Annotated in this window: 8 protein-coding genes; 3 read left to right on the top strand and 5 right to left on the bottom strand. The window is 63.8% G+C overall.

Features of this window, described 5'->3' with window-relative positions; genetic code table 11:
* Nucleotides 1-177: 177 nt before the first annotated feature.
* From ACODSN_RS16160 to ACODSN_RS16150, 3 genes are all read right to left on the bottom strand, one after another.
* Nucleotides 178-1,092 (bottom strand): TIGR03620 family F420-dependent LLM class oxidoreductase, encoded by a 915-nt coding sequence (locus ACODSN_RS16160; protein ID WP_489056514.1) that lies wholly within the window; start codon nt 1,090-1,092, stop codon nt 178-180.
* Nucleotides 1,093-1,313: 221 nt separating this feature from the next.
* Nucleotides 1,314-2,297, bottom strand: a complete 984-nt coding sequence (locus ACODSN_RS16155) for an LLM class flavin-dependent oxidoreductase (RefSeq protein WP_489056513.1) — start codon at nt 2,295-2,297, stop codon at nt 1,314-1,316.
* 157 nt (nt 2,298-2,454) lie between these two features.
* The gene (locus tag ACODSN_RS16150) at nt 2,455-3,231 is read right to left on the bottom strand and encodes a helix-turn-helix transcriptional regulator (protein WP_489056512.1); all 777 of its coding nucleotides are present in this window, start codon (nt 3,229-3,231) and stop codon (nt 2,455-2,457) included.
* Between the two features lie 53 nt (nt 3,232-3,284).
* On the opposite strand from ACODSN_RS16150, the gene ACODSN_RS16145 reads away from it, so the two are divergent.
* Genes ACODSN_RS16145 through ACODSN_RS16135 form a run of 3 tightly spaced genes read left to right on the top strand, consistent with a single transcriptional unit; the run spans nt 3,285 to nt 8,974 of the window.
* Nucleotides 3,285-4,418 carry an efflux RND transporter periplasmic adaptor subunit gene (locus ACODSN_RS16145; protein ID WP_489056511.1) on the top strand — a complete coding sequence of 378 codons (1,134 nt, stop codon included), beginning with the start codon at nt 3,285-3,287 and terminating at the stop codon, nt 4,416-4,418.
* Between the two features lies 1 nt (nt 4,419).
* Nucleotides 4,420-7,521: an efflux RND transporter permease subunit gene (locus ACODSN_RS16140; protein WP_489056510.1), complete on the top strand. Its 3,102-nt coding sequence runs from the start codon at nt 4,420-4,422 to the stop codon at nt 7,519-7,521.
* A complete protein-coding gene (locus ACODSN_RS16135) occupies nt 7,514-8,974 on the top strand; it encodes an efflux transporter outer membrane subunit (protein WP_489056509.1) in 1,461 nt (486 codons plus the stop codon). The genes ACODSN_RS16140 and ACODSN_RS16135 overlap by 8 nt, the downstream gene beginning before the upstream one ends.
* Nucleotides 8,975-9,109: 135 nt before the next feature.
* On the opposite strand, the gene cofH is transcribed toward ACODSN_RS16135, so the two are convergent.
* The gene (gene cofH / locus ACODSN_RS16130) at nt 9,110-11,431 is read right to left on the bottom strand and encodes a 5-amino-6-(D-ribitylamino)uracil--L-tyrosine 4-hydroxyphenyl transferase CofH (protein ID WP_489056508.1); all 2,322 of its coding nucleotides are present in this window, start codon (nt 11,429-11,431) and stop codon (nt 9,110-9,112) included.
* A 61-nt stretch (nt 11,432-11,492) separates the two neighbouring features.
* Nucleotides 11,493-11,857 (bottom strand): winged helix-turn-helix transcriptional regulator (locus ACODSN_RS16125; RefSeq protein ID WP_489056507.1); only part of this gene is annotated, 365 nt, incomplete at its 5' end.

Genomic DNA, 11,857 nt, shown 5'->3' with positions numbered 1-11,857 from the left:
TGCCAGTCGGCGGCATTCATGCCGCCATAGGCAATGGCCACCAGCACTTCGTCATCAGATATCTGCGGCTGATCTATATCCGCAATGCGGGGCGAATTCGAAATATTGGCGAAATCGGCGATCACTGCACGCACAGGCATTACTCCAGTTTATTTGGCGCCATCTTGTCGATGAAGATTACGCGCCGGGCGCCAGCGACTCGACGATCCGCATGTCGATGCTGCCGCCCGGAGCCAGCGGCTTTATGCAGACCTGCGTGGCGCCGGCACTCAGATGTTCGTCGATGCGCTTGCGCAGCGCCGCCTCGTCTCCCCAGCCGACGAGCGAGTCCACGAAATGATCGGAACCGCCATTGGCGAGATCCTCATCGGAAAAGCCCAGAGCCTTCCATGAATTGCAATAGTTCGGCAGGGTAAGATAAAATTCGACCTCGCTGCGAGCGATTGCCCGCGCCTTGACCGGGTCGGTCTCCAGCACCATCGGCTGTTCGACGCAGAGCAGCTTGTCGGGTCCGAGGTTTGCACGCGCCTGCGCCGTATGTTCAGGCGTTACGAGATAGCTGTGCGCGCCCTGCGCCTGTTCCCCGCCCAACTGGATCATCTTGTCGCGCAGACCAGCCAGAACGATCGTGGTGGGTTCAGCCGGCGGCACGGCATAATAGGGCGCCTTGGCAATCGCCTCCAGGTAGGAGCGCATTGCGGGAATCGGCTTTTCATATTGATGCCCGCGCATGCCTTCCACAGTTTCGCGATGGGATACGCCCAGACCCAGGATGAAACGCCCGCCCCATTGCTCGTTCAGCGCATCGGCCCCCGCCCGCATGGCGATCGGATCGCGCGAGTAGATGCTGATGATGCCCGTCGCCACCTTCAGCCTTGTCGTGTTGGCCAGCAGCCAGGCCGAAGCGACCAGCGGATCGCGGCCGAAAGCGTCAGGCATCCAGATCGAATCATAGCCCAGTTCTTCGACACGGCGGGCGAAGCGAGCGAGGCGTTCGGCGTTCGCCGGACCCAGTTCGCCGGACTTGTCGTCCTCGAAAAAGCCGATCGCTCCGTTGACATTGGCCCATATCGCGAGTTTGCCGAGCTTCATCCATTTTCTCCTGTAGGGCTGCGCAAGTCCGTGCCCGCCTCTTAATTCGAACATGGCCAACGGCCAAGTGCTGTCCCGCAATTCATCTGAAAAAGGTGGACAAATCAGCCGCCGCGCGAGGGGACCGATTTGCCTGTATCAAGGGGTGTGACGCCAGCCGCGCAGTCGCACACCCCTGGCAGCGCGTGGATGCCCAGCGACACCGCACGCGCGCGCCCCGCTTACTGGAATGCGGGCAGCACTTCGTCCGCAAACAGCTGTGCATAGGGTATGAAGCGATCGGCGGGAATGCCCCCCGGCATCATCATCGATACATGATCCAGCGGCATGCGTTCCTGCAACGCCTTATATTTTGCCACGGCGGCGTCGGGGGTCAATATCTGCAACTTGCCGGACGTCTTGAACTCGTCGAGGCTCATCCAGTCCATCCCTTCGCCACCCCATTGTGCGTAGGTATTGTTGACGTGGAGGAAATGGGGAGCCAGATCCTCCATCGCCTGTTCCGGGTCGCGCGCGACGAGCGTGTAGAAATCGCCGAGCCGCACCTTGCCTTCGCTCGGATCCTTGCCCTGCGCGCGCAGCTTTTCGACATAAAGTTCGGCGCCTTCGACCGACCCGACATAGCCATCGCCATAAGCGAGCACGCGATCCATCGCCTTCGGAGCGAATGCGCCGATGTAGAGCGGAATGCGGCCGCGCGGCGCGGGCGGCATCAACTGGACGCCATCCAGCTGGTAGTGCTGCCCAGCATAATCCACCGCGTCACCGGCCCATAATTTGTTGACGATCTCCAGCCACTCGTCGAACAGGCGGCCACGCTTGGTGAAGTCGACGCCCATCGCCGCATATTCCGTCGGTCGATACCCAATGCCGAGGCCGATATCGAGGCGCCCCTCGCAGATGATATCCAGCACCGCGCAATCGGAGGCAAAGCGGGTCGGGTGATACAGTGGAGCAAGCGCGATCCATGTACCGAGACGGATAGTCTTGGTCCGCGTGGCCATCGCCGAGATGACGGCAAGCGGCGAAGGCAGATAGCCGTCAGCGGACAGATGATGCTCGGGCACCCACGCGCCGCCGAAGCCGACCTGCTCGCTCCAGACGGCGACGTCGATTACTTCCTTATATACCTGCTCCCAGGGCCGGCGCCATTGCGGCGGGTTGCGGAAGTCATAAAGATATCCAAAAGTAACTTTGCCTGACATCAATCCGCCTCCCTTTATGTTGCCCCGCCGATACGCGGCGTCCGACCGCCAGTCCAATGACTAAAACAGCGCGCTATGATGCATAAAAATCATGACGTCGGACCGTACCAATACCCCCTCTCGCCTGCTGCCAGCAAGGTTTGAAGTGCCTTGTGGTCTATGATGATGCGCCCTCGCTGATGACATAAGCGCATCGGCGGTCGCCTCCGATAATATGCTCTGTGCGATGAATGGAAACGGTCGGGCCTAGCGCGGTTTTGAACATTTCGAGTTCGGCGCTGCAAAAACCACCGCAAGCAGCGGCGACCGGGCTGATCGGGCAGTGATTCTCGATCAACAGAAAGGAGCCGTCCTCCTCCTCGCGCCAGTCGGCCATATAGCCTTCTTCGGATCGCAATGCAGCCAGCGCGACGACCCGGTCCCGAAGCAGCGGCTTGCCGTCCATCTCTTCCAGATAGCGACGCTGCGTCCCGCTTTCGCGGACGTTGATGATCATGTCGAGCGCGGACTCGCCCATATGGGTGCGTATAATGTCGAGCAGTTGTTCCGTCAGGCTGGCGCAGGTGTCGGGAAACCGCGATTGAGCGGCGGCTGTCAGGTCCCAATATTGCTGGGGTCGGCCGACGCCTTTGGCTTCACTCGTAGCGACGACGAGCTTTTGCTCGGCCAGGCGCATGAGTTGCTGACGCGCCGCTTCGCCGGTGATCCCGAGCTTTTTACCGATCGCAGCAGAGGAGAGGCGGCCCTGCAATTTTAGGGCCATCAAAATGCGATCGCCGGGAGTCCGGGTGGACCAGCCCGAATATTCCAATGTTGAGCTTGACATATCTGCCGGTTTGGTTTTCAAAGCCATGAGTTGGAAAATATCAAAACTTATCTGCACGCGCAAGTGTGCCGAGCGTTCGACAGGGGGATATTGAACGTGGATGTACACTACCCGGCGGCATTGCAATCCGTCATCAGCGCGTTTGCCGGTGAGGCGCGAGCATGACCGACTCGCTTCACGACATCCCTCCTCCGCTTCCCTCCTCGCGATCGCAAGGCAGGACGATTGCCGTCACCATTATCGTTCTGGTGGCGATCCTGGGCGGCCTTTTTCTTTGGCGCACACTCAAAAGCGGCCAGGGCCAGAACTGGCAACAGCAGGCCGTGCCGGTCGCCGTCGCGGTCGTGGCCCCGCGCGATATGCCGCTGTCGTTGAACGCTGTCGGCTCGCTCACCGCCGTGCGCGAAGTCACGCTCTCCAGCGAGGTTGCCGGGCGAGTGTCGGATATCCGCTTTTCGGCCGGCTCCAACGTCCGCGCCGGTGCGCTGCTCGTGCAGCTGTTCGATGGTCCAGAGCGTGCGGACCGGGAGGCCGCCAAAGCCAAAGCGGCATTTAGTGGCATTCAGGTTGCCCGCTCCCAACAGCTTGCGCCGACCGGAGCAGAGCCGCGCGAATTGCTGCAACAGCGTCAGGCCGAACGCGCCCAGGCCGTCGCCGCCGTTCGTCAGATCGATGCGCGCCTGATCCAGAAACAGGTCCGCGCGCCCTTTTCCGGCGAGATCGGCATCCGCCGCATCAATCTGGGGCAATTCATCAATCCGGGCGATCCTGTCGCCACGCTGACGGCGCTCGATTCTCTCTATGTCGAGTTCGCGCTGCCCCAGCAGGAACTGGCGCGTCTGAAGCCCGGATCGACGGTGTCCGTCACCAGCGATGCGTATCCGGGCCGCATTTTTACGGCGCGCGTCAACGCGGTGGAGCCGCAGATCGGAGCGGACACGCGCAACGTCACCGTGCAGGCGACCTTGCCGAACGCCGACCGCGCGCTGCGCCCCGGCATGTATGTGACGGCTGGCCTCGCGCTTCCCCCGCAGCGGGGCGTTCTGGTCGTGCCGGCCACCGCGATCCAGACCTCGGCACAGGGCGACAGCGTGGTGGTCGTGCGGGGCAAAAGCGCGCGCTCCGGCGGCAAGGCGGAAATCGTGCCAGTGCAGACCGGCCGCCGTGTCGGCAACGATGTCGTGATCGACAAGGGCCTGAACGCCGGTGATGTCGTGGTTTCTGATGGCCAGTTGCGCGTGCAGCCGGGCGCGGAGGTAAAGGTGGTGCGCACCGTCCCGGCCGGGAGCCGCTGACATGGCGTTCACCGACCTGTTCATTCGCCGGCCGATCTTGGCGATCGTCGTCAGCCTGCTGATCCTGCTCGCCGGGCTTAGCGCGATCTTCAACCTGCCGATCCGCCAATATCCCGGCATGGAAAGCGCGACGATCACCATCGACACGTCGCTGCCGGGCGCTTCGCAGGAGGTGATGCACGGGTTCGTCACCACGCCGATTTCTCAGGCGATCGCGACCGCGAACGGCATCGAATATCTGACCTCCACCTCCAGTCAGGGCAAGAGCCAGATCCGGGCCAAGCTGGTGCTCAACGCCAATGCCGACCGTTCGATGACGGAGGTTCTGGCCAAGGTACAGCAGGTCAAATACCGGCTGCCCGCCGGGACGACGGACCCGGTCATCTCCAAGATCACCGACGGCGCTTCCGCGATCCAATATGTATCTTTCGCCAGCGACCGGCTCTCGGCATCGCAGATGGCCGATTTCGCGGCGCGCGTAGCCCAGCCGCTCATCACCTCCGTTCCGGGTGTCGGTTCGGCGGGGATCACCGGCGGCGCACCGCTGGCGATGCGAATCTGGGTCGATCCGGTGAAGCTCGCCGCGCGCGGCCTGACCGCGAGCGACCTGGCCAATGCGCTGCGGGCGAACAATGTCCAGGCGTCGCCGGGGCAACTCAAGGGCGAAAGCACCGCGATCAACATCACCGCAGGCACCGATCTGCGCAATGTCGAGTCCTTCCGCCAGATGGTGCTCAAGACCGGCCGGGACAATGTGGTGCGCATCGGCGATGTCGCCACCGTCGAGCTGGGCGGCCAGAATTATGATGGCAGCGCCCTTTCATCGGGCCGCCCCGGCGTGTCGATTGCCATCGCACCCACGCCCGATGGCAATCCGCTGGAGATCGTGCGCGCGGTCAAGGCGCTGATCCCCGACATCCAGCGCGTCGCACCCCCCGGCCTCAAGGTTTCGAGCGGCTTCGACGTCGCGCAGTTCGTCGACGCCTCCATCGAGGAGGTCGAACATACGCTGATCGAAGCGGTGCTGATCGTGATCTTCGTGATTTTCCTGTTTCTGGGCACGTTCAGGGCGGTCATCATTCCCGTTGTCACGATTCCCCTGTCCCTGCTCGGCACGGTCGCGCTGATGCTGGTTTTCGGTTTTTCGCTGAACCTGCTCACATTGCTCGCCATGGTGCTGGCGATCGGCCTTGTCGTCGATGACGCCATCGTCGTGGTGGAGAATATCCACCGCCATATCGAGGACGGGCTGTCGCCGATCGACGCGGCGCTGGTCGGCGCGCGCGAGATCATCGGACCCGTGATCGCGATGACCATCACGCTCGCCGCCGTCTATGCGCCGATCGGCCTGATGGGGGGACTCACAGGAGCGTTGTTCCGCGAATTCGCTTTCACCCTCGCCGGATCGGTGATCGTGTCGGGCGTCATCGCGCTCACCCTGTCACCGATGATGAGCGGCCTGCTGCTCAAGCCCAAGATCAGCGAGGGAAAACTGGCCGAGGCCGTCGAGCGCACCATGCACCGGGCGACCGAAACCTATGTCCAGCTGCTCGACAAGACGCTGGCGACGCGCGCCGCCGTGCTGATCGTCGGCCTCACGGTCCTCGTGTCGATCGGGGTGTTGTTCGCCGGTTCCAAGAGCGAATTGGCGCCGCAGGAGGACATGGGCTATGTGCTCGTCCAGACCAAGGCGCCACAATATGCGAACGCCAGCTATACCGCCCGCTTCAACGCGGAGGCCGAGCGCGTTTTTCATCAGTTTCCCGAATATGCCGCCAGTTTCTTCGGAACCGGCGGCGATCAGGGGGCGAATGGCGGCTTTGGCGTCATCGTGATGAAAAACTGGGCCGATCGCAGCCGCAATGGCGACCAGATTCAGGCCGAACTGTCTGGCCGCATGAGCGCCATCACCGGGATCTTCGCGACCGCCTTCCAGGCCAGCCCGCTTCCCGCCGGGAGCGGTGGTCTGCCGGTGCAGATGGTCATCCGGTCGGCCGACGATTTCCCCGTGGTCTTCAAGAGCATGGAAGCCATCAAGGGCGCGGCATGGGGCAGCGGCCTGTTCGCGTTCGTCGACAGCGATCTCGCTTTCGACAGTCCGGAGGCGCACATTCGCATCGATCAGGCCAAGGCGGGCGAGATGGGCGTGACCATGGCCGAAATCGCCGACACGCTGGCCGTGCTGGTCGGCGAGAATTACGTCAACCGCTTCAACTGGCACGACCGTTCCTACGACGTCATCGCGCAGGTGCCGCAGGACAAGCGCGTCACCCCGGACAGTCTCGGCGAATTCTACGTCAAGGCCGCATCGGGCAAGCTCGTCCCTCTGTCCACGGTCGCAAAAGTCGAAATCCGGTCGCAACCCAACCGACTGCCGCAATTCAACCAGATGAACTCGGCCACGCTGTCTGGCGTGCTGCTGCCCGGCGTGACCATGGGGCAGGCCGTGGATTTCCTGAAAAGCCAGCCCCTGCCGCCGGGCACCACGGTCGACTGGCTGTCGAACAGCCGGCAATATGTGCATGAAGGCAATCAGCTGACCGTCTCGTTCGTCTTCGCGCTGATCGTGATCTTTCTGGTGCTGGCCGCGCAGTTCGAAAGTTTCCGCGATCCGCTCGTGATCCTAGTGACGGTGCCGCTGGCGGTCTGCGGCGCGCTGATTCCGCTCTATCTGGGCTTTACCACCCTCAACATCTACACGCAGATCGGCCTCGTCACGCTCATCGGTCTCATTTCGAAGCATGGCATCCTGATGGTGTCGTTCGCCAACGAGATGCAGCACAGCCAAGGCTGGGGCCGGGCGGAAGCGATCCGTCATGCCGCCGCGGTCCGCATGCGCCCCGTGCTGATGACGACCGCCGCCATGGTCGCGGGTCTCGTGCCGCTGCTGTTCGCGGCGGGCGCGGGCGCGAACAGCCGCTTCGCCATCGGCATCGTCGTCGTCATGGGCATGTTGATCGGCACGCTGTTCACCCTGTTCGTGCTGCCGACCGTCTACACGCTGCTCGCCGGCGACCACCGCCCACGGTCGGGAACCGGGCCAGCCGAGCACCCCTCGCCTTCGGGTCCGCCCGCAGCCGAAGGAGGGCTGGCGCATGCGTAATTTCAAGGCGCTAAGTCTGATCGCGCCGTTGCTCGCCTCTGCCTGCGCCGTCGGGCCGGATTATGAGCGGCCAAAGACTCCTGCGGCGACGGCCGCGCCGTTCGTGACGAAGGGGGCCATATTCGATCCGGCGGCCCAATTGCCTGATGATTGGTGGCGCCTCTATCGCGATCCCGCGCTGGATGCGCTGGTCGAGCGCGCGCTGGTCGCCAACACCGATCTGCGCGTTGCCGCAGCGAACCTCGCGCGGGCGCGGGCGGTGCTGGGCGAGGCCCGGACCGCGCGGATTCCGTCCACCAACCTGAATGGCGGCGTCACCTATGGCGATGGCATCCAGGGCGCGGGACAGGGTGGCGTGGCCGGCAGTCAGGGCGATGCGCAATGGTCCCAGTCCGGCGGGCTGTCGCTCGCCTGGGAGGTCGATCTGTTCGGCCGGGTCAGCCGCGCCATCGCCGCCGCCCGCGCCGACACCGAAGCCGTCGAAGCCGCGCGCGACGCGGTGCGGGTGACGGTCGCGGCCGAAACGACGCGTGCCTATGTCAACGCCTGCGCCACCGCCTATGCGATCGAGGTCGCACGGCAGTCCGCCAGGACAAGCGCCGACAGCCTCAGGCTCGTCACCGCGCAGGAGCGGGCCGGATCGGTCGGCAGGCTCGATGTGGAGCGGGCCGGTGCAGCGGAAGCGACGGCCCGATCGGCGATCCCGGCGCTGGAAGGCCAGCGTCAGGTCGCGCTGTTCGAACTGGCGGCCCTGATCGGCACGACGCCGGGCGATGTTCCGGATGCGGCGCGCGCCTGTTCGCAGGCCCCTGAACCAGCGGCGACCCTGCCGGTCGGGGATGGCGCCGCGCTGCTGCGCCGCCGCCCGGATCTGCGTCAGGCCGAGCGGCAGCTCGCGGCGGATACGGCGCGGATCGGCGTGGCGACGGCCGATCTTTATCCCAAGGTCAGTCTGGGCGGATCGGGCAATTTCTTCCGCAACGATATGGTGAAGGGCGGAGACTCCTTCTCCTTCTCACTGGGGCCGCTCATCTCCTGGAGCTTTCCCAACATCGCTGTTGCGCGCGCGCGTCTCCGTCAGACGCAGGCGCAGGGTGACGCTTCGCTCGCGACGTTCGACGGGCGGGTGCTCACTGCGCTCAAGGAGGTCGAGCAGGCGCTGACGATGGTCGCCACCGAGCAGGAGCGGCTCGGATCGCTGCGCGAGGCGCAATCGCGCGCCGGTGAGGCGCATCGGCTCGCCGATTTGCGATACCGCGCGGGGTCGATCGGCTATCTCGACCTTCTGGTGGCGCAGGCCGACATGCTTGCGGCCCGCAGCGCCTATGCCGGTTCGGTGCAGCGGCTGGCGTCGGCGCGGGTCGATCTGTTCAAGGCGCTGGGCGGCGGTTGGCAGCCCGGCCGTGAAGCGGGGCAGGAACCAATCCGCGACGCAGGGCAGGAATCAAAATAAAGATCGGGATACCGTCCTTCGCGCATCGCGGGAGACGGCTATAATAAAGCCTGCTGGCCACCCGATGTCGGGGATTGGAGAGGCCGGCCGGTCCAGGACCAGACCCGGCCATCTCCAATCGTTCTTCCCGTCGGCTTATTCCGCCGCCTGCAACTCAAGCACCGGCGGCGATCCGTACAAGGTGGTGCGCTGCACGGCAACGCGACCAGCCTCCCGCGCCAGTTCCGCCATCCGTTCCGGATCACAGAGCTGGCCATTAGTTCCGCCCGCGGCGCGGGTGATGGACTCGTCCATCAGCGTCCCGCCCAGATCATTGACGCCGGCGCGCAAGGCGGTCGCGATCCCCGTCGGCCCCAGCTTGACCCAACTCGCCTGGATATTGGGGATCAGCGGATGAAGCACCAACCGGGCCACCGCATGCATCAGGATGGCCTCACGGAAGCTGGGACCCGATCGGGCATGCCCCTTCCTCCAGAGCGGTGCTTCCATGTGCACGAAGGGAAGCGGCACGAATTCGGTGAAGCCACCCGTTTCAGCCTGAAGGTCGCGGATTCTGAGCAGATGGCGAGCCCAATGCTCATAGCCTTCCACATGCCCGAACATGATCGTCGCGGTGGAACGAAGCCCGACGCGGTGCGCGGTGCGCATCACCTCCAGCCATTCGCCGGTATTCACCTTGTCGGCGCAGATAATGGCGCGAACTTCGTCGTCCAGTATTTCCGCCGCGGTGCCCGGCAGCGTGGACAGGCCCGCCTCGCGCAGCTTTACCAGAAAATCTTCCAGGCTCAGGCCCAAAGTGGAAGCGCCGTGGCTGACCTCCAGCGGCGAAAAGGCGTGGATATGAATGTCCGGCGCCGCCGCCTTCACCGCCTTCAGGACGGAAAGATAGGTGTTGCCGTCATAGTCGGGATGAATCCCGCCCTGCAGGCAAACCTCGGTAGCGCCGCGATCCCACGCCTCGGCCGCCCGACGTCCGACCTCTTCCATGTCGAGCCGATAGGCGGGACCGCGCATCGCCTTCGTGCTGCCCTTGGAGAAAGCGCAGAAGCCGCATTTGTAGAGGCAGATATTCGTATAGTTGATGTTGCGGTTAACGACATAGGTGACCGCATCGCCCGCGATTTCCCGCCGAAGGTCGTCGGCGGCTTCAGTCAGCAGCCGCACATGAGCGCCATCCGCCTGGAACAGCCGGACGATATCGCTCTCGCCGATCCGGTCGCCCGCGCGGGCCGCTGCGATGATCGCCTCTATCCGGGCCATATCTGCCATATCGCCATGTGCCGGTAGCGCCGGAGCGACGTCGCCCGCGCCGGCATGCCAGCCGTCTGTCACCGGAAGCCCGCGTGCATCGATGGACTGGCGGATCTTCCGGGCGATGGCAGGCTCCGCCCAACGATCGGCCTGAAGCGCATAGGCAGGCCCGATCGCCAGCCTCTCGCGCAGAACGCGTCCGGCCTTTTCCGTCGCCTGTTCGAGAAGGGCGAGGTGCGGCCATGGCGCTTCCGGATTGACATGATCGGGCGTGACTGGCGACACCCCGCCCCAATCGTTCACGCCCGCCCGCAGCAGCGCCGCCAGTTCGTCGGGATTGTGGAGATTGGGCGGCGCCTGAATAACCATCTGCGGCCCAAGAACCAACCGGGCGACGGCGATGGTCCACAGATGTTCGTCGAGCGACGGTTCCGGATGATCGACCATCCGGGTGCCGGGCTTGGCGCGGAAGTTTTGAATGATGACTTCCTGAATATGGCCATAGCGCCGGTGCAGGTCGCGAATAGCGACCAGCGCATCGATCCGCTCTTCGCGGGTTTCGCCGATGCCGATGAGGAGGCCGGTCGTGAACGGCACGCCCGCCCTGCCCGCCGCCTCGATGGACTCCAGCCTTCGTGCGGGCCACTTGTCCGGCGAACCATGATGCGGGCCGCCCTTTTGCGACAATCGCTCCGAAACGGTTTCCAGCATCAGGCCCATCGAAGCGGACACGGGGCGCAGAGCCTTGTAATCGGCATCGTCCATCAGTCCAGCATTGATGTGTGGCAGCAGCCCCGTTTCGTCCAGAACAGCGCGAGCCATCTCTTCGAGATAGGACAGGGTGGTGGAATGGCCGAGCCGCGCCAGCGCGTCGCGCGCCGCCGCATAGCGCGCCTCGGGCTGGTCGCCCAGCGTGAACAGCGCTTCGCGGCAACCCGCAGCGGCGCCGGCCCGCGCGATCGCGAGCACATCGTCGCGTGACAGATAGGCGGTTTCGACCCTGGAAGGCGTCGAGGCGAACGTACAATAGTGGCAAACGTCCCGGCAAAGCTTCGTCAGGGGGATGAATACCTTGCGCGAATAAGTGACCAGCGGACCAAAGGACTCCAACGTCATGCGCTCTGAACGGGCAATCAGCTCCTCAAGAGGTCGCTCAGCCAGCATGCGAGCATCCCCGTCCAAAGGATCATCATATTGGATCGGCATGGCACTTATCTCTCCGAATATTCGCGCAGACCAAATTATTGACGCGATCTGCGTATTGTTCTCACTTCTCTTGATCGAGAGGTCCCATTGTCTCACGCAATTTAAAGGCCCATTCGGTAAGCTCCGCCATGGACGGACCAAGGGCTTTACCCATCTCGGTTAGTGAATATTCCACCCGTGGAGGCACCTGGGGATAGACCGTACGGGCGACGATGCCATCCTTTTCGAGTTGCTTGAGCTGCTGGATGAGCATCTTCTGATTCACGCCCTCGATCCGCCGCTCCAGTTCGGAAAACCGGATAGGCGCCTTGGTGCCGAACAGCTGGCAAATGATGACGATCTTCCATTTGCCCTCCAGCAACCATAGAGCGTCCTTTGTAGCGGCGGCCCAGATGAGTTGTTTTTGGGGGTCGTCACAGACCCAGT

It is taken from the genome of Sphingobium sp. FG11, assembly GCF_057809915.1.
This window is presented reverse-complemented; position numbering and strand designations above follow the sequence as displayed.